Genomic DNA, 21,098 nt, shown 5'->3' with positions numbered 1-21,098 from the left:
ATTGTAGCGCAACTCGTAAGATCAAGTGAAACAGTAAAGGGTGAAATCCAATAAAGCTACATTACACAGAGTCGGGAAATACAGAAGCTTCTCTCATCGTTTTCTTACATGGGGGAGGAGTGAGTGGTTGGATGTGGGCGAAGCAAATTGAATACTTTACTGATTATCATTGCTTAGTTCCGGACTTACCTGGACATGGGAAGAGTCCTTGCACAGACTTCTCAATTCAGAATTGTGCCGAAGAAATATTAAATTTGATTCTAACTAAAGCACAAGGCAAAAAGGTTATTTTAATCGGATTTTCTTTAGGCGCACAAGTTGCTATGAAAATACTAAGTATGAACCCAGATGTGGTAGATTATTCAATAATAAATAGTGCACTTGTTAGACCAGCTCCATTTGTAAATAAAATGATTCAACCTGCCATCCGGTTAACTTATGGGCTAACAAAAAATCGAACTTTTTCGAAGCTTCAAGCCAAACAGTTATACATTGGTGAGGAAATGTTTGAAACCTATTATAAAGAAACCAGTAACATGGATATGAACCTTCTTATTCAGATTTTAGAAGAAAACATGTCTTTTCGTATACCAACAGATTTCAGCAAGTCTACATCAAAGATATTAATTACGGTTGGGGAAAAAGAGAAGAAAATGATGAGGAAATCCTTATTAGACATCGTAGATAACACAATCCATTGTAAAGGCGTTATCATACCTAATGTTGGTCATGGAGTATCTCTTGCCCAACCTGAGTTATTTAACAAGCTTGTTGAAGCCTGGATTCATGACCGAGAATTACCGTATGGACTTACCCTTGTAAGGTAATGGATTGACCGTACTTCGAAAAGCCGTTGATTTCCAGTTCAACCTGTTTTCCTACCCATTAGCCTTTCATAACGAGCTGAGACTTTTATATCTTCCGTTGCGAGTGCATATAAGGAGAGACTAAATTGATAATTTGTTTTTACGATAATTCCGAGATTAAGGACGAACCAATTATTAATATTGATCGTGTATATTGTTTGGATTTTGAGAAATTCACTAACGATTCATGGGATAGATTGGCTGAAATTTATTCTTTGCTCCCATCTCAAATAATTATGAATCATATTGGTCAACCATGTTGGTTTGGTGAAGAAGGTAAAACTGACTTCTTTCTATGGGCATCAGTAGAACCATCAGGGCTGCAGATTGCAGGGACTCTGGAATCAGGTGATTGGAACGAATGGGAAGGTAAATTTAATAAGTACATAGCTGTGTTTCCCTTTTTTGAATGTTAGCGATTACAGGAATCGATAGGAACTCGAAGAGAGTCATGGCCTCATCTAACACCATATTTAAGTATAGAGAAGACTATTTTTCCTTGAATGTCAGATGTATAATCATGGAAGGCGCCAACCACTTATAACACCATCTACGCAGCGGAATTTTCCAAGAACGTCATATCTATTATCAAGTAACGAATAAGGGGACGAGCGGATATGAAAGGAATTACGAATGAAAGATTCGCAGTTATAAGACGTTCCCTTCCATTTTATTTATGCGCTTTATATCTAATTTTAGAGGTCGTTACGATATGGCACTTAAGTAAAGGCGATCATCCAAAAGAAGTGAACTACTTTCAAATAACTGCTGATAACGGTGTTGTTCTTCATGTACTGAAGACGGAGCCGAGTCGTATTTCGCTTCATAGCATAAACGACAACGTCGTGAAATCGGGAACCAATGGGATAAATGGTGGATTCTTTTGGGGAAATCAGTTGTTAAGCATCGCGGCTATGGATGGTATGCCCGTAAGCGGAAGTCCGAAAGAATACGGATCAGGCTGGTTTAATGTCAAATATGCTCGGGGAACCATCGTTTATGATCGGGTCACAAAAATAGTCGACGTGCAACGAGCTGCAAGCGTCGATGATCTACATATCTCAGATGCTGCGAACTTCTGGGCTCAGGGTGGAATAAGTATGAATATAAAGGACGATAGCAACTGGTATAGAATTGCGGTCCAAGAAGAAGGGTTGCCGTTTCCCGATGACGAGCGCCTTCGCAGTGGTATGGTCTATGATAATTATGGGGAATTATACCTAGTTGTTACTTCTACCAAATGTACGGCGGATAAATTTCGTACTGCGATTAAGGGAAGTATTGCCGATGGGGAGTTGAATGAGGCCATATTTCTAGACGGGGACGGGTCTTCACAACTACTCGCTGGTAACATCGAACTGAAGGGTGACGGCCGACCAGTGGTGCAGATGATCGCGGTAAATGGAGAATAACAAGAATAACACGATCAAGGCTATCGCCCTTTGATTGTAAGCTGTATAATCGTGGATGGAATGATGACTTAGCCTGAGATAAGAGCTATCTAAGGCTGGGTCATTTCGTATATATAAAAACGTTAGAAAAACGTTAGACGGAATTGTCTGACATGAAGGGAGATAAAGTGAAAATGAAATTGGATATTATACATGTACCATCGGTTTGGGGACTGAATTAAAACATAACATTTCAGGAGATTCAAGTGGTTGGCATTTTGAGTCATTTTTGAATCGTTCTTGTATTCAGAATCTTAAAAGAAGAGGGGATGACAATCCTTTGGATTTTCTATGGTACGAGCTAGATGACATTTTACATGACAAGATTACGTTTGTTGTTATGATAGCAAAATATAAAAATGAACTAATTATAATTAGAAACAGGAATCGAAAAGTTTGGGAGCTTCCAGGAGGAAGAAGAGAAGAAGGAGAATTTATTATAGAAACAGCAAGCAGAGAATTGTATGAGGAAACAGGCTCCATAAAATTCGAATTATCACCATTAGGCATATATGCGTTTCATGATAGTTATGGGATGGCATTTTATGCAGAGGTAGAGGAAATAGATGAATTACCGGAATCAGAGATCGCTGAAATACGATTGATAAAATCATTACCCGAAGGACTGAACTATGGAGAAGTGTATTATAAGATGTATGAGAGACTAGAGCTAGTAAGGAGAACGAATAAAGGATTGAAAACGTATAAAATCAATTACATGGATCGACCTGCTAAATATGAATTTTGAAAGCAAATTCAGAAAATATAATAATTCTTAAACACTTAGCTTCGTATTTCGAAGATCCATTTGGTGATATGTTGAGAAGGATGAACGCAGCATGGACACTTTAGGTATTTGGTCGTCAGGGAAATTTTTTTACGATTGTTTTGAGGATAGTGTAGTTGTTTTTACAGGGACGGATATTGGTTATATCGTGTTTTTCAACCTTGTATGTGAGGATATTATCGTGTTTAAGCATCGAAAAGATGCTGATGGTGAGTATATAAGTACACGATTTGAATGTTCCTTCATGGACGGAAAACTTACGCATATCGAAAGAGTGAAGCAAGAAGAGAAGTTTACATACAAGCAATATGAAGAAAAGATTTATACTGGGGAAGTTGTAGAAGTTATCGAATTTGGTATGCCGGTCATAATGGATGATTCTAGATTTGGTCTTGAAACTCGAGATTTAGAATCAAGTCGTATATTTCTTACAATTCAGAAAAGACTTCAGTTAATTCCAGAGGAATATAGGGCTCTTTTATAGTAAAGTAAATGTAATCTAGGAACAGTGAGGACATAAAGATGACGAAGAAGCTATATTATGAATCCGCCTATATCCGGGAGTGGAAGACACAAATCACTCGCAGAATGGAGCGGGAGGATGGAACCTATCTGGTATTGAATGAGACAGCCTTTTATCCACACGGTGGGGGACAGCCCTGCGATCTGGGGTGGATCAATAAAATTCCGGTTCTTGATGTCGTTCTCGAGGAAGGGGAAATTCTGCACAAAGTCGAGCGTTCTCCTGAGGTGGAAGAGGTCGACTGTCGATTGAATTGGGATAGAAGGTTCGACCATATGCAGCAGCATAGCGGCCAGCATCTTCTGTCAGCTATGTGTCTGGAAGCATGCCAGGCGGAGACGCTCAGCTTCCACCTAGGTGAGGATTATGCCACGATTGATGTTGCCCGACCTGATTTACCGAAGGATCAGCTTATGATGTTGGAACTGGAGGTTAATGATCAGATTTACCTGAATCGCAAGGTAACGAATTATGTTGTGACTCAGGAGCAAGCGGCCGAGCTGCCACTAGTGAAGCAGCCGAAAGTAACCGATGATATTCGAATCGTTGAAATCGAAGGTATCGAATATAACGCATGTGGTGGCACACACGTCTCAGCAACAGGTGAGATCGGAATGATCAAGCTGTTGAGAGCTGAGAAGCAGAAGGGGCATATGCGTATCTATTTTAAGTGTGGATACCGTGCGTTGAACGAATTTAATGCCGGTGTGGAGATTCTCGGCAGTCTAGCGGCCCGATTCAATACGGGAAAGGAAGAGATCCTGGATCGGATTGAGAAATGGGATCAGGAGCAGAAGCAGCTGCAAGCTGAATTGAATGCGGTGAAGGCTGAGAATGATGCATATCTGGCTGAGAAGCTGTTGGCAGACCGCCAGGGAAGCTTAGTTAGGCATGAATTCGCGGATAAGATGCTGAAGGACATGCAGAACTTGGCTGCTAAGCTCACTGAACAAGCTGACGTTATCGTGCTTTTCGTGTCCAACTCAGATCATAAGGTACTACTCGCCCGAGGAGGAGAGGATGGTCTCGCCTGCGGTGCCTTCTTCAAACAGCATTTGGCTGATTATCGCGGCAAAGGCGGAGGCAGCGACAAGATGGCACAGGCCGGATTTGCCACTCGAGAGGATGCAGAGGCATTTTATCAATTTGCAGCAGAGTCATTATAAGGGAAATAGATTTGTTTTAAACAGACAACACGCGGCCCAGCCTAAGATACCAGCTATCTAAAGCTGGGTTGCGACGTATTTACACCTGTCATCGAGGGCATTGACTAGCAAATACATAAAATGTTCAAGCCAATGAAAAGGGACGATTCAAAGTGAAAATAGTAAAATTAGTATTATTGTTGTTATCTATGCTTTTTCTGCTGGTTGGCTGTACGACAAATGTCGAGCAAGAATTAACGAAAGAAGAAGCGATTCGATTAGCCGTAGAAGGCGAAAACCAGTTATCGACGATTGTTGTATTTGGTCAGATGGATCGTAACAAAGCGTTAGATCCCAGGTGTGATAGCTTTCAATCAGAAGATCACTACTTTACTTATATTTGTGATGCAACAACTGAAGCAGACATTAGAAACAAGCTTGATCCATTTTACACTCCGAAGTACATTGAAGAAATCATGGGAGATTTCCGTATACAACATGATAAAAACGGAGTTCTAGCGGAACTATTCGACGGAGGTTACTCCCAAAAATCAAAGGATTCTATACGCAATGTTACCATCGAACAGAATGGGAACAGAACAAAAGCAATTCTCGATATGTATGTAGGCTTAGATGGAGAAAGAGATGTTAAAACTTCAAAAGTAGAATATGAATATATACAAAACGCAGGCTGGAGGATTGCATCGAACGGTTTATTATTCTCAGAAATGAAGCAATAATAGGGCAGAAAAGAGGGTTAGATCATGAGGATCGTGTTGACCGAGCTAACCAAACGAAATATGAAAATGGCATCGGGAATCCATATCTTATTTTCGTTCATATACTTTTTCGTATTTGTATGCGATCAACCTCTATATACCGAGCACAAACTATTGATTAGCGTCTTGGGAATTATCAGTTATATCTTCATTGGATTCCTTATGAAGGAATCATCCATAGTGCAAAACTTCATTTCTGCTTCCGCCATTTCTCTTCTAGGTTTAGGATATTGGTTACTCGTTCTCATGATGTTCAACTCCGCATCGATGCATGATCAAGGCGGATCATGGGTTGGACCCGGTATTGTCTGGATATTTTATATTCCGCATATTCATGGTTTGGAGATACTGCCCATAGAAGGCGGGAATTATGCTCATCTTATCTTACTAATGTTGAACTTCGCGCTAACTCCCATCATGTTTTTGATCATACAATTGAAAGCTCTGGTTAAGAGGATGGTTAATGTTTAAAACCATTGGCCTCTATTGATAAAGTCAATATCCAGTCCAAATAGGTTCGACAAGATCTGTATCAAAAATAGTTGTGGAGCACCCGGTATCTAACAAGACGTTATTAAGAAGGGTGGATTTATTCTTATAGGAAAGAGGGAGAGATATAATAGGAAGGCCATTGATAAGATGGATTTTCATCGAAGACCTCTAATACCGGTAAAGGGTTGTTCAATGACTTCAATACATTCATTTCCGGTATAGAATACATAAAGTTCTCTAGAGGGCTCTGCCAGATGAAGTTTCTTGTAAGAAGCCCATGCATGTTTAGGGTCATCAAAATCAGAAACAACGGACATGTCATCGATAGATCGTTTGTAATTATTAGAATGAGTTTCAAGAGCTTCCAACCAGAACCCAACGATATGGGTAGATATCACGGATATTAACCCATTTCATACAGGAACACCTCCAAATGAGTTATAAATTAATTGTACAATCCTATTTAGAAACAAGCAACAATAGCGAACTTCATGAAGAATGACCCAGCGCATAACATTGCATCTAAGATGGGGACAAGCCCTTCGGTATGTTGGGGAAAATAGAGATATTTGAACGTTTGCAGCTACTAATAAAGATAGAGTGTCGGTGATTTGAAGATTAAATATCGTTAAGCTTGAACATAAATGTCGGCGGCTCGTGCCTTTAAGGTACGGGCTTTCTTTGTGTTACTTCCGTTTTTCTGGAGTGAAGCTGTTCATAACTCATATTTCGGATTAGTGGATGCACATTTTGGGTATAGATCATAAACTTTACAATTATGTCAAAAAAACAACAATTAGTATTGTGTTACAAAAAATTAACGAATTTCGACATGATTCTTAATAATTCCTTTATATAATTACAAAAGGTACCATTTGTCGCCGCGATTCGGGCGACAAGGTGCCAGCAAATTGAAGGGAAGGAAGTGATGACGTCCGTCTTGAATAGAGCGTCATTGATTATGAATTCAATAACTGTACTGTACGGATGTGAAGAAACAGAGTATGGGAACATGTAAAAAATCATATTCGGAAAGGGATGGTTTACTTGTCAAGTAAAACGTTTATCAAAACAATTCCGTTGTCAAAGGGACAAATCCCGTTTATATCGCATGAATCGATGTATCCAAACAACACTTGCTACAATGAATCGTTTGCGTGGCATATTTATTCAAAGCTGGATATAGAAGCTGTACAAAATGCTTTTATTGAATTCGTAAAACGTCATGAATGTTACCGAACTGTCTTTATAATGGAAGAAGAGCCTGTGCAAAAAGTGTATAGCGAACCAGTTCTCGATTTCAAGTCAATCGCAGTAGGGGACTGGGGAGAGTCGGCAGTTAACCAGTACCTGTTGGCAGAGTCTCAGGAGAGTTTTGACCTGAGCAATGGGCCATTGTTTAAAGTCAGGTTGCTGTGTTTTAGCGAGGAACATTATGTGCTGTATATCGTACTCCATCATATTGTTTTTGACGGCTGGTCTTTATCTCTGATATTAGATGAGTTTGGTTTATTGTATAAACGTTTATATAACGGAGATCTGCAAGAGAATACCCAACTGCAATGCGTGGAGTACTCATATTCGGACTTTGTCAGTTGGCAGGAGAGCTTGTTGCAGAGCGAAGCAGGGCAAACATCAGCACAGTTCTGGAAACATAAACTATCAGACGAACTTCCTGTGCTGGAACTGCCCGCTGATAAGAAGCGTCCGCCTGTTCCTGCTTTTGCCGGGGGATTGGCGCCTTTTGCCTTGCAGGCGAAAACGAGCGAGAAGCTGTTTGCATTTTGCAATAAAGAAGACAGGTCATTAAATCGCGTGTTTTTAGCGCTTTACTTTGCTTTTTTACATCGGTTATCGGGGCAAAACGAAATTATCGTTGGAACGCCCAGATACGGTAGAAAGAATCGAAATTTCCATCATTCTTGTGGTTACTTTGTGAATTTACTTCCAATTCGGATGCGTTTTAGTGAAAATGACTCTTTTAAACAATTGCTTCTGCAAGTACAAGAAGAATTAACGGATTGTACCAATCATCAGGATTATCCCTTCTCGCTTATGGTTAGCGAAAACAGTCTTCAGCGTGATATGAGTATTCCAGCGGTTTTCCAAGCGGGGTTTGTATTGCAAAAAGCTTGCAAGCAAGATGCGGCTATTTTTCTGGGCAATGCTACAAATGTTTTCGATTTGCACGGGCTAAAGCTCGCTCCGTTTCCTTTGGATAAGAAGGTCTCCAAATTCGATCTGACTTTATTTGTTGAACAGGAAAGTAATGGAACGATTGCAGCGAATTTTGAATATAATAAAGATATTTTTCATGAAGATTCAATTCAAAGATGGATTCGTCATTTTGATCATTTTATTCAAACGGTTCTGGATAATGCTGAAGAAAGAATGGCTGACATTCGTCTTTTATCTCAGGATGAGGAGCAGCAGCAACTGGTGGCATGGAACCTGACGAAGACGGCGTATCCACGGGATCAGGTGATTCAGGAGCTGTTCGAGGAACAGGCGGCGGCACGGCCGGAAGCGGTGGCTGTCGTTGACGAAGACTGCCAGCTGACGTATGGGAAACTGAATGCGCGGGCTAACCAACTGGCGCACTGTTTGCGAAGGAAAGGCGTGAAGCCGGAGACGCTGGTTGGAATCTGCTTGGAACGCTCGGCGGACCTGATCGTCGGGATCATGGGGATCCTGAAAGCTGGGGGCGCGTATGTGCCGATGGATCCGTCGTATCCGCAGCAGCGCTTGACTTACATGACTCACGATGCGGGGATTGAGTTAATGGTAACCCTGAACGAGGCAAGCGGATGGGTGCCGGAGCCTATCACGCGCATCTGTCTGGACAGCGCAGCCGATCAGGAGATGCTGTCACAGGAGAGCGATCGGAATCTGCCGGTCATGACGACATCGCAAAATGCAGCTTACGTCATGTATACGTCAGGATCTACCGGAAACCCGAAAGGCGTCGTTGTGGAGCAGCGGAACGTGGTTCGTCTGGTGAAACAAGCGGGCTACATCCCTTTCAGCGCCGAAGATAGAATGGCTCAAACCGGTGCCATCGGGTTCGATGCCAGCACGTTTGAAGTGTTCGGCGCGCTGCTAAACGGAGGATCACTGTATCCTATCCCAAGGGAAACGTTGCTGGATGCGCCTGCGCTTGCGGCGTTTGTACATCGTCATCAGTTGACTACGATGTGGTTGACCTCTCCATTGTTCAACCAGCTCGTTCAAAAAGACGCTGCTATGTTCGCGGGTCTTCAGCATCTCATCATCGGCGGGGATGCGCTGTCGCCAGTTCATGTCAATCAGGTGCTGCGTGCTTCTCCTGAATTGTCGCTGTGGAACGGGTACGGTCCGACCGAGAATACGACGTTCTCCACGTGTTTCTTGATTGACCGTGACCGTGCGTATGAGGAACAGATCCCTATCGGTAAGCCGATCGGCAACTCGACGGCGTATGTGGTCAATCAGCACAATCACTTGAATCCTGTCGGCGTGCCGGGGGAGCTTTGTCTGGGCGGAGACGGCGTGGCGCGCGGGTATTTGAACCAGCCTGACCTGACAGCGGACAAATTCGTATCCAATCCGTTCGTTGCGGGAGAGCGCATGTACCGGACAGGGGATTGGGTAAAGTGGATGCCCGATGGGAATCTGGTTTATTTAGGGCGGATGGACAAACAGGTAAAAATCAGAGGATTCCGGATCGAAGTCGGGGAGATTGAGACGATTCTCAACCAACATCCGACTCTGCGACAGGCGACCGTCGTCGTGCGGGAAGACAGGCCGGGGGAAAAGCAACTGGCGGCATATCTGGTCGGAGAAGGCAGCGCGCAGGAATGGCGGGCATACTTGAGCGAGCGATTGCCAAGCTATATGGTGCCAACGTTTTTTGTGCAACTTGATAGTTTACCGATAACGCCGAACGGGAAAATCGATACGAGGGCGCTGCCGATTCCGACAGTGTCGTCGTGGAGTCACGAGGACTATGCGGCACCGCAAACGCCAGCGGAGGAACTTGTTTCGGCGGTATGGAGCCAGCTGCTTGGCGTGGAGAGGATCAGTATCTATGATTCTTTCTTTGATTTGGGAGGCCACTCGCTGCTGGCGACGCAAGCGGTTTCGCGTCTGCGCGAGGTGTTCAGCGTGGAGGTGGCGGTGCGCGACCTGTTCCAACACCCGACGATCGAAAGCCTATCCCGTCGATTAACGCTGTTAGCTCAAGGTGGAGAAGGAGAGAAACGCCCGCCGATTGAAGCGGTGGAACGATGCGTGCATATGCCGGCATCGTATGCCCAGCAGCGGCTCTGGTTCCTTGATCAACTGGAACCGAACAGTCCGCTATACAATATTCCATGCGCATGGCGGTTACAGGGAGCCTGGAAGCTGGACGCGTTGGAACAGGCCTACGATGCACTGATCCAGCGTCATGAAGCGCTGCGCACCGTCATTGGCGAGGCGAACGGCGAGCCGGTGCAGATCATTCGCGAACACCAGCCCGAGCGTCTGCCTGTGACGGACCTTCGCCATCTGGCAAGCGAGGACAGAGAGCGTGAGATGAAGTCGCTCATGCAAGCGGAGGCAGATAAGCCGTTCCAACTGGCTGAGGGGCCGTTAATCCGGGCACAGGCCATCGCGATGGGCGAGAACGATTGGGTGCTGCTGTGCACGCTGCACCATATCATCTTTGACGGATGGTCGCTGGACATTTTCGTCCGGGAATGGCTCGCGCTGTATGAGGCGTTTGCGGAAGGGCAACCCACGGCATTGGCGCCGCTATCCTTGCAATATGCCGACTACGCTCATTGGCAGCGGAACTGGATGAGCGAAGACGTGATGAACCGTCAGTTGGCGTACTGGGAGGAAGAGCTGGGCGGGGAACTTCCTGTGCTGCAGCTGCCGACGGATCGTCCGCGTCCGGCGCAGCAAAGCTACCGGGGAGAGCGGTATGAAGCGGATCTTCCGGCCGATTTGCTCATCAAGCTAAAAGCGCTCAGCCGTCAAGAGGGAGCAACATTATTCATGACGCTGCTCGCCGCCTACCAAGGTTTCCTCTCCCGCTATACGGGACAGACGGATATCGCCGTCGGCAGTCCGATTGCGAACCGGCATTACGGGGAAATCGAGGGGATGATCGGATTCTTTGTCAACACCCTTGTGTACCGTGTGAATGTGTCAGCCAATCCGAGCTTCCGGGAGTTAGTGTCGCAAGTGCGCGGGAAAGCATGGAAAGCACAGGAGCATCAGGACATCCCGTTTGAGAAGATCGTGGCGGCACTGCAGCCGGAGCGGTCGGCGAGCTATGCGCCATTGTTTCAGACGATGTTTACGCTGCAAAGCCGTCCGAGCGAGCTGCCGATGGACTCGGAACGCCGGATGGATACGATAAGCAGCTTTATGTCGGTCTCGAAGTTTGACTTGACGCTCGGAGTGCAAGAAGCCGAAGAGGGGATGCGCATCAGCTTCGAATACAGCACGGACTTGTTCGACGCGTCAACCATCGAGCGGATGGCGGCACACTTCGAGCGATGGCTGCATGAAGTGGCGGAGCATCCGGAGCGAGCAATAGGCCAGATGCAGTTGATCAGTGAAGCAGAAACGAAGCAGCAACTGGAGATATGGAACCGGACGGAGACGGCGTATCCACGGGATCCGGTAATTCAGGAGCTGTTCGAGGAGCAGGCGGCGGCACAGCCGGAGGCGGTGGCAGTCGTTGACGAGGATCGCCAGCTGACGTATGGGGAACTGAATGCGCGGGCGAACCAACTGGCGCACTGTTTGCGGAAGAAAGGCGTGAAGCCGGAGACACTGGTTGGAATCTGCATGGAACGCTCGGCGGATCTGATCGTCGGGATCATGGGGATCCTGAAAGCCGGGGGCGCCTATGTGCCGATGGATCCATCGTATCCGCAGCAGCGTCTGACTTACATGGCCCACGATGCAGGAATTGAGTTTCTGGTGACCCAGAGCGAGGCAAGCGGATGGGTACCGGAGCCTATCATGCGCATCTGTCTGGATAGCGCAGCCGATCAGGAGATGCTGTCGCAGGAGAGCGATTGGAATCCGCCGGTCATGACGACACCGCAAAACGCAGCTTACGTCATGTATACGTCAGGATCTACCGGAAACCCGAAAGGCGTCGTTGTGGAGCAGCGCAACGTGGTTCGTCTGGTGAAACAAGCGGGCTACATCCCTTTCAGCGCCGAAGATAGAATGGCTCAAACCGGTGCGATCGGGTTCGATGCCAGCACGTTTGAAGTGTTCGGCGCGCTGCTAAACGGAGGATCGCTGTATCCTATCCCAAGGGAAACGTTGCTGGATGCGCCTGCGCTGGCGGCGTTTATACACCGTCATCAGCTGACGACGATGTGGCTGACATCTCCATTGTTCAACCAGCTTGTTCAAAAAGACGCTACCCTGTTCGCAGGTCTTCAGCATCTCATCATCGGCGGGGACGCGTTGTCGCCGGTTCATGTCAATCAGGTGCTGCGTTCTTCTCCTGAATTGTCGCTGTGGAACGGGTACGGTCCGACCGAGAATACGACGTTCTCCACGTGTTTCTTGATTGACCGTGACCGTGCGTATGAGGAACAGATCCCTATCGGTAAACCGATAGGCAACTCGACGGCGTATGTGGTCAATCAGCACAATCACTTGAATCCTGTCGGCGTGCCGGGGGAGCTTTGTCTGGGCGGAGACGGCGTGGCACGCGGGTATTTGAACCAGCCTGACCTGACAGCAGACAAATTCGTATCCAATCCGTTCGTTGCGGGAGAGCGCATGTACCGGACAGGGGATTGGGTAAAGTGGATGCCCGATGGGAATCTGGTTTATTTAGGGCGGATGGACAAACAGGTGAAAATCAGAGGATTCCGGATCGAAGTCGGTGAGATAGAGACGATGCTCAGCCAGCATCCGACTCTGCGGCAGGCGTCCGTCGTCGTGCGGGAAGACAGGCCCGGGGAAAAGCAGCTGGCGGCGTATCTGGTCGGCGAAGGCAGCGCGCAGGAATGGCGGACATACTTGAGCGAGCGATTGCCAAGCTATATGGTGCCGACGTATTTTGTGCAACTGGACAGTTTGCCGTTAACGCCGAACGGGAAGATCGATACGAGGGCACTGCCGATTCCGACAGTGTCGTCGTGGAATCAAGAGGGCTATGCAGCGCCGCAAACGCCAGCGGAGGAACTCGTTTCGGCGGTATGGAGCCAGCTGCTTGGTGTGGAGAGGATCGGTAGCTATGATTCCTTCTTTGATTTGGGAGGCCACTCGCTGCTGGCGACGCAGGCAGTTTCGCGTCTGCGCGAGGTGTTCGGCGTGGAGGTGGCAGTGCGCGACCTGTTCCAATACCCGACGATCGAGAGCTTATCCCGTCGATTAACGCTGTTAGCGCAAGGTGGAGAAGGGGAGAAGCGCCCGCCGATTGAAGCGGTGGAACGAGGCGTGCATATGCCGGTATCGTATGCCCAGCAGCGGCTCTGGTTCCTCGATCAACTGGAACCGAACAGTCCGCTGTACAATATTCCATGCGCATGGCGGTTGCAGGGAGCCTGGAAGCTGGATGCGTTGGAACAAGCCTACGATGCGCTGATCCAGCGTCATGAAGTGCTGCGTACTGTCATTGGCGAGGCGAACGGCGAGCCTGTGCAGATTATTCGTGAACACCAGCCCGAGCGTCTGCCTGTGACGAACCTTCGCCATCTGGCAAGCGAGGACAGAGAGCGCGAGATGAAGTCGCTCATGCAAGCGGAGGCAGACAAACCCTTCCAACTGGCTGAGGGGCCGTTAATCCGGGCACAGGCCATCGCGATGGGAGAGAACGATTGGGTGCTGATGTGCACGCTGCACCATATTATATTTGACGGATGGTCGCTGGACATTTTCGTCCGGGAATGGCTCGCACTATATGAGGCGTTTGCGGGAGGGCAACCAGCGGAGTTGGCACCGCTATCTTTGCAATATGCCGACTACGCGCATTGGCAGCGGAACTGGCTGAGCGAAGACGTGATGAACCGTCAGTTGGCGTACTGGGAGGAAGAACTGGGCGGGGAACTGCCTGTGCTGCAACTGCCGACGGATCGTCCGCGTCCAGCGCAGCAAAGCTACCGGGGAGAGCGGTATGAAGCGGATCTTCCGGCCGATTTGCTCATCAAGCTAAAAGCGCTCAGTCGTCAAGAGGGAGCAACGTTATTCATGACGCTGCTCGCCGCCTACCAAGGTTTCCTCTCCCGCTATACGGGACAGACGGATATCGCCGTCGGCAGTCCGATTGCGAACCGGCATTACGGGGAAATCGAGGGGATGATCGGATTCTTTGTTAACACCCTTGTGCACCGTGCGGATGTGTCAGCCAATCCGAGCTTCCGGGAGTTGGTGTCGCAAGTGCGCGGGAAAGCATGGAAAGCGCAGGAGCATCAGGACATCCCGTTTGAGAAGATCGTGGCGGCGCTGCAGCCGGAGCGGTCGGCGAGCTATGCGCCATTGTTTCAGACGATGTTTACGCTGCAAAGCCGTCCGAGCGAGCTGCCGATGGACTCGGAACGCCGGATGGATACGATAAGCAGCTTTATGTCGGTCTCGAAGTTTGACTTGACGCTCGGAGTGCAAGAAGCCGAAGAGGGTATGCGTGTCAGCTTCGAATACAGCACGGACTTGTTCGACGCGTCAACCATCGAGCGGATGGCGGCACACTTCGAGCGATGGCTGTATGAAGTGGCGGAGCATCCGGAGCGAGCAATAGGCCAGATGCAGTTGATCAGTGAAGCAGAAACGAAGCAGCAACTGGAGATATGGAACCGGACGGAGACGGCGTATCCACGGGATCCGGTAATTCAGGAGCTGTTCGAGGAGCAGGCGGCGGCACAGCCGGAGGCGGTGGCAGTCGTTGACGAGGATCGCCAGCTGACGTATGGGGAACTGAATGCGCGGGCGAACCAACTGGCGCACTGTTTGCGAAAGAAAGGCGTGAAGCCGGAGACGCTGGTCGGGATCTGCATGGAACGCTCGGCGGATCTGATCGTCGGGATCCTGGGGATCTTAAAAGCCGGGGGCGCGTATGTGCCGATGGATCCGTCGTATCCGCAGCAGCGTCTGACTTACATGGCCCACGATGCAGGAATTGAGTTGATGGTGACCCAGAGCGAGGCAAGCGGATGGGTGCCGGAGCCGATTACGCGCATCTGTCTGGACAGCGCTGCGGATCAGGAGATGCTGTCACAGGAGAGCGACCGGAATCCGTCAATCGCCACGACGCCGCACAACATGGCCTATCTGATTTACACCTCAGGAACTACAGGGAATCCGAAAGGGGTTATGGTCGAGCATCACACACTGATCAATATGGTGTTCTGGCATCAGCAATTTTATCAAGTAACGGAACAGGATCGTGTGAGTCAAATAGCAAGCATCGCATTTGATGCTGCAGTTGCAGAAATATGGCCCTGCTTGAGCAGAGGCGCCAGTTTGTATGTGTGCAAGGAAAGCGTAAGAACGGATCCTGCAGCGTTGCAGAATTGGGTCGTTGAGCAGCAAATTACGATCGGTTTTATGCCAACGCAGATGGCCGAAATCATGATTCATCTGCCCTGGCCGTCGCATACATCGTTACGCTGTTTGCTGACGGGGGGGGATTTGCTGCGGCAGTCTCCGCCAGCTTCATTGCCTTTTGCACTCATCAACAACTACGGTCCTACAGAGTGTACAGTCATAGCTACAGCAACAGAGGTCAGCCCTTTGCAGGAGGGCGTACCGCCGATTGGAGGGCCAATAGCGAATACGAAGTTATACGTATTGGATCGCCATCAACAACCTGTACCAATCGGTGTCGTCGGGGAGCTGTACATTGGCGGGGCAGGGGTTACCCGTGGATACTTGAATCGTCCAGAGCTGACGGAGGAGCGATTCCTTCCGGATCCTTTCAGCGGTGAGTCTGGAGCGAGAATGTACAGAACGGGAGATGCTGTAAAGTATCAGCCGGACGGCAACCTGATCTATGTAAGCAGGATCGACGACCAGGTGAAAATAAGAGGATTCCGGATTGAGCTCGGAGAGATTGAAATGGTGCTAAGTCAGTTGCCGACGATCAAGCAAGCTGTCGTCATCGTGCGGGAAGACAGGAAGGGGGAAAAGCAACTGGCGGCGTATCTGGTCGGTGAAGGCAGCGCACAGGAATGGCGGACATACTTAAGCGAGCGATTGCCAAGCTATATGGTGCCGACGTATTTTGTGCAACTGGACAGTTTGCCGTTAACGCCGAACGGGAAGATCGATACGCGGGCACTGCCGATCCCGACAGTGTCGCCGCAAGAGGGCTATGCGGCGCCGCAAACGCCAGCGGAGGAGCTCGTATCGGCGGTATGGGGTCAACTGCTTGGCGTGGAGAGGATCGGTATCTATGATTCCTTCTTTGATTTGGGAGGCCACTCGCTGCTAGCGGCGCAGGTGGTTTCGCGTCTGCGCGAGGTATTCGGCGTGGAGGTGGCGGTGCGAGACCTGTTCCAGCACCCGACGATCGAAAGCTTATCCCGCCAATTAACGCTGTTAGCGCAAGGGGGAAAAGGGGAGAGACGTCCGCCGATTCAAGCGGTGGAACGAGGCGTGCATATGCCAGCATCGTATGCCCAGCAGCGGCTCTGGTTCCTCGATCAACTGGAACCGAACAGTCCGCTGTACAATATTCCATGCGCATGGCGGTTGCAGGGAGCCTGGAAGCTGGATGCGTTGGAACAAGCCTACGATGCGCTGATCCAGCGTCATGAAGTGCTGCGCACCGTCATTGGCGAGGCGAACGGCGAGCCGGTACAGATCATTCGCGAACACCAGCCTGAGCGTCTGCCTATGACGGATCTTCGCCATCTGGCAAGCGAGGACAGAGAGCGCGAGATGAAGTCGCTCATGCAAGAGGAGGCAGACAAGCCGTTCCAACTGGCTGAGGGACCGTTAATCCGGGCGCAGGCCATCGCGATGGGAGAGAACGATTGGGTGCTGCTGTGCACGCTGCACCATATCATATTTGACGGATGGTCGCTGGACATTTTCGTCCGGGAATGGCTCGCACTATATGAGGCGTTTGCGGGAGGGCAGCCAGCGGCATTGGCACCGCTATCTTTGCAATATGCCGACTACGCGCATTGGCAGCGGAACTGGCTGAGCGAAGACGTGATGAACCGTCAGTTGGCGTACTGGGAGGAAGAGCTAGGCGGGGAACTGCCAGTGCTGCAGCTGCCGACGGATCGTCCGCGTCCAGCGCAGCAAAGCTATCGGGGAGAGCTGTATAAAGTGGATCTTCCAGCCGCTTTGCTCGTCAAGTTAAAAGCGCTCAGTCGTCAAGAGGGAGCGACGTTATTCATGACACTGCTCGCAGCCTACCAAGGTTTCCTCTCCCGCTATACGGGACAGACAGATATCGCCGTCGGCAGTCCGATTGCGAACCGGCATTACGAAGAAATTGAGGGGATGATCGGATTCTTTGTCAACACCCTTGTGTACCGTGCGGATGTGTCGGCCAATCCGAGCTTCCGGGAGTTGGTGTCGCAAGTGCGCGGGAAAGCATGGAAAGCGCAGGAGCATCAGGACATCCCGTTTGAGAAGATCGTGGCGGCGCTGCAGCCGGAGCGGTCGGCGAGCTATGCGCCATTGTTTCAGACGGTGTTTACGCTGCAAAGCCGTCCGAGCGAGCTGCCAATGGACTCGGACCGCCGGATGGATACGATAAGCAGCTTTATGTCGGTCGCGAAGTTCGACTTGACGGTCGGCGTGCAAGAAGCCGAAGAGGGGATGCGCGTCAGCTTCGAATACAGCACGGACTTATTCGACGCGTCAACCATCGAGCGGATGGCGGTACACTTCGAGCGATGGCTGCATGAAGTGGCGGAGCATCCAGAGCGATCGATAGGCCAGATGCAGTTGATTAGCGAAGCAGAAACGAAGCAGCAACTGGAGATATGGAACCGGACGAAGACGGCGTATCCACGGGATCCGGTAATTCAGGAGCTGTTCGAGGAGCAGGCGGCGGCACGGCCGGAAGCGGTGGCAGTCGTTGACGAAGACCGCCAGCTGACGTATGGGGAACTGAATGCGCGGGCGAACCAACTGGCGCACTACTTGCGGAAGAAAGGCGTGAAGCCGGAGACGCTGGTTGGGATCTGCATGGAACGCTCGGCGGACCTGCTCGTCGGGATCCTGGGGATCTTAAAAGCTGGTGGCGCGTATGTGCCGATGGATCCGTCGTATCCGCAGCAGCGCTTGACTTACATGACCCAGGATGCGGGAATTGAGTTGATGGTGACCCAGAGTGAGACAAGCGGTTGGGTGCCGGAGCCGATCACGCGCATCTGTCTGGACAGCGCTGCTGATCAGGAGATGCTGTCACAGGAGAGCGACCAGAATCCATCAATCGCCACGACGCCGCACAACATGGCCTATCTGATTTACACCTCAGGAACTACAGGGAATCCGAAAGGGGTTATGGTCGAGCATCACACACTGATCAATATGGTGTTCTGGCACCAGCAATTTTTCCAAGTTACGGAGCAAGATCGTGCGAGTCAAATAGCAAGCATCGCATTTGATGCCGCAGTGGCAGAAATATGGCCCTATCTGAGCAGAGGCGCTAGTTTGCATGTGTGCAAGGAAAGCGTAAGAACGGATCCTGCAGCGTTGCAGAATTGGGTCGTTGAGCAGCAAATTACGATCGGTTTTATGCCAACGCAGATGGCCGAAATCATGATTCATCTGCCCTGGCCGTCGCATACATCCTTACGCTGTTTGCTGACGGCGGGGGATATGCTGCGGCAGTCGCCGCCAGCTTCATTGCCTTTTGCACTCATCAACAACTACGGCCCTACAGAGTGTACAGTCGTGGCTACAGCAACAGAGGTCAGCCCCCTGCAGGAGGGCATACCGCCAATTGGAGGACCAATAGCGAATACGAAGTTATACGTGTTGGATCCACATCAACAACCTGTACCAATCGGTGTCGCTGGGGAGCTGTACATTGGCGGGGCAGGGGTCACTCGTGGATACTTGAATCGTCCAGAGCTGACAGAGGAGCGATTCCTTCCGGATCCTTTCAACGGTGAGTCTGGAGCGAAAATGTACAGAACGGGAGATGCTGTAAAGTATCAGCCGGACGGCAACCTGATCTATGTAAGCAGGATCGACGACCAAGTGAAAATCAGAGGATTCCGGATTGAGCTCGGAGAGATTGAAATGGTGTTAAGTCAGTTGCCGGCGATCAAGCAAGCTGTCGTCATCGTGCGGGAAGATAGGCCGGGGGAAAAGCAACTGGCGGCGTATCTGGTCGGTGAAGGCAGCGCACAGGAATGGCGGACATACTTGAGCGAGCGATTGCCAAGCTATATGGTGCCGACGTATTTTGTGCCACTGGACAGTTTGCCGTTAACGCCGAACGGGAAAATTGATACGAAATCTCTCCCGAAAATCGACAGTACACTGCAAACACCTGCAAGTTATATCGCGCCTCGTCATGCAACAGAGAGAAAACTTGTACAGATTTGGTCAAGCGTGTTAGGGATGAAGGAAACTTCAATTGGCGTCCACGATTCCTTCTTTGACTTAGGCGGGCACTCCATGAAAATTATGGAGGCATTGGCAAAAGGGCTGACAGAAGGATGGCATGTAACGGTTAAGGATTACTACGATCTGCAAACCATACAAAAAATCGCGCAAAAGATTGACCATGGTTCAAAAAAATACTTGCATTCCGATACATCTAGGCTGCAATTTCTCAAGCCTCCGAAGAAAGACATCGCTCATGCAACCTACGACCCTATCGGTAATGTATTGCTTACAGGGGTCACGGGTTACCTGGGCATACATTTACTTGCGGAGCTGCTGGATGGAACCAATAGCAGAGTATACTGTTTGATTCGGGGAAGAGACCCCCGGAATCGGTTGTTGGAACAGATTTCCTTTTACTTTCATGACAAGTTTGAAAAGTATAAAGTTATGCTAAGCAGCCGGGTTGTTATCGTAAAGGGTGATTTGTCTGAGAAACAATTCGGCTTAAGCGATGCTGAATATGCTCAACTTGACAGTACGATCAGTAGTGTCATTCATTCTGCCGCGTTGACCAAACACTTCGGTAATTACGCTGATTTTGAAAAAGCGAATGTAACAACGCTTGAAGAGCTTATATCGTTCGTAGGACGTAATAAAAGACTGCACTATATGTCCACGATGAGCGTATCAGGTCATATTACATTTGGGGAAGAGCAGCATGTATTTACCGAAAATGATTTTTACGTTCAACAAAATTATGAGGATAATGTGTATGTGAAAAGTAAATTTTGGGCGGAACATGCACTGTTCCAAGCGATCTCGAATGGGGTGGACGCTGCCATTTACCGGGTGGGCAATCTGACCAACCGGCACAGTGATGGGCAACATCAACATAATATCGCGGACAATGCATTTATGAGCCGCTTCAAATTTATGTTGCAACATGGGGTTGCCTCGAACCAATTCATATCTAATGATATAGAGTTTACTCCTGTTGATGCGTGCAGCAGAGCCGTCGTTGCCTTAATAAAAGCAGATGCAAGCGCTGGGGAAAACTACGTTTTCCATTTGTACAATCATCATAAAGTTGGACTCGGTGAGGTCGTGCAATTGCTATACAAGTCAGGGCATGCGATTGAATTGTTGGATGGTGCGGCGTTCCAGGATCTTATGCTTCGATTATCTCAGGATGATAAGCACATTCATGACATTCAAATGTTAATGGCAGCAGGAGAACAGCTTGAAGGCGATTATGCCATTGTCAAGCATGATTCGTTACAAACACAAATCGCCTTAAGCAAGGCCGGATTTTATTGGCCGAAAATTGATGCACTGTATATGCAAAAAATCGTGACCTACTTGCAAAATTCCGGATACTTACCAGTGAATGAGATGAGAAGCTTGATCCAGCACGTGTAGTGCTATGGCTGTGTAACTTGGTTTCGATCTCACATGATTCCAGGATTGACATCTAAACTGAGCATATTTTTAACCTCGCAGCAGCTCCCTTGTGATTGGAGTGCTAAACTCTCGTCAA

Annotated in this window: 8 protein-coding genes; all 8 read left to right on the top strand. The window is 49.0% G+C overall.

The genetic code is table 11. The features are described 5' to 3' along the window. The first annotated feature begins 50 nt into the window (after positions 1 to 50). The 8 genes from M3661_RS25615 to M3661_RS25580 all read left to right on the top strand — a co-directional run bounded on the left by M3661_RS25615 (position 51) and on the right by M3661_RS25580 (position 20,980). On the top strand, positions 51 to 827 hold the full coding sequence (locus M3661_RS25615; RefSeq protein ID WP_065294118.1) for an alpha/beta fold hydrolase: 777 nt from the start codon (positions 51 to 53) through the stop codon (positions 825 to 827). 125 nt (positions 828 to 952) lie between these two features. After that, complete coding sequence (locus M3661_RS25610; RefSeq protein WP_251489741.1) at positions 953 to 1,282, top strand: hypothetical protein; 330 nt, start codon at positions 953 to 955, stop codon at positions 1,280 to 1,282. Positions 1,283 to 1,483: 201 nt separating this feature from the next. Beyond that, entirely contained in the window at positions 1,484 to 2,278 is a 795-nt protein-coding gene (locus M3661_RS25605) for a hypothetical protein (RefSeq protein ID WP_251489738.1), read from the top strand. A 319-nt stretch (positions 2,279 to 2,597) separates the two neighbouring features. Beyond that, positions 2,598 to 3,065: an NUDIX hydrolase gene (locus tag M3661_RS25600; protein WP_251489736.1), complete on the top strand. Its 468-nt coding sequence runs from the start codon at positions 2,598 to 2,600 to the stop codon at positions 3,063 to 3,065. Positions 3,066 to 3,156: 91 nt separating this feature from the next. After that, entirely contained in the window at positions 3,157 to 3,588 is a 432-nt protein-coding gene (locus tag M3661_RS25595; RefSeq protein WP_251489734.1) for a hypothetical protein, read from the top strand. Between the two features lie 38 nt (positions 3,589 to 3,626). Beyond that, entirely contained in the window at positions 3,627 to 4,793 is a 1,167-nt protein-coding gene (locus tag M3661_RS25590; protein WP_251489731.1) for an alanyl-tRNA editing protein, read from the top strand. A 152-nt stretch (positions 4,794 to 4,945) separates the two neighbouring features. Next, entirely contained in the window at positions 4,946 to 5,512 is a 567-nt protein-coding gene (locus M3661_RS25585) for a DL-endopeptidase inhibitor IseA family protein (RefSeq protein WP_251489730.1), read from the top strand. Positions 5,513 to 7,090: 1,578 nt separating this feature from the next. Then, a complete protein-coding gene (locus M3661_RS25580; RefSeq protein WP_251489728.1) occupies positions 7,091 to 20,980 on the top strand; it encodes a non-ribosomal peptide synthetase in 13,890 nt (4,629 codons plus the stop codon). Positions 20,981 to 21,098: the final 118 nt, after the last annotated feature.

The sequence above is a fragment of the Paenibacillus sp. MER 180 genome (assembly GCF_023713665.1).
Classification (GTDB): domain Bacteria; phylum Bacillota; class Bacilli; order Paenibacillales; family Paenibacillaceae; genus Paenibacillus_B; species Paenibacillus_B suaedae.
The sequence above is the reverse complement of the archived record's forward strand: the minus strand, read 5'-3'. Positions and strand labels throughout refer to the sequence as shown.

Excerpts from the sequence above, each read along its gene's own strand:
- M3661_RS25605 (WP_251489738.1), top strand. The coding sequence starts at position 1,484 with ATGAAAGGAATTACGAATGAAAGATTCGCAGTTATAAGACGTTCCCTT.
- M3661_RS25595 (WP_251489734.1), top strand. The coding sequence starts at position 3,157 with ATGGACACTTTAGGTATTTGGTCGTCAGGGAAATTTTTTTACGATTGT.
- M3661_RS25590 (WP_251489731.1), top strand. The coding sequence starts at position 3,627 with ATGACGAAGAAGCTATATTATGAATCCGCCTATATCCGGGAGTGGAAG.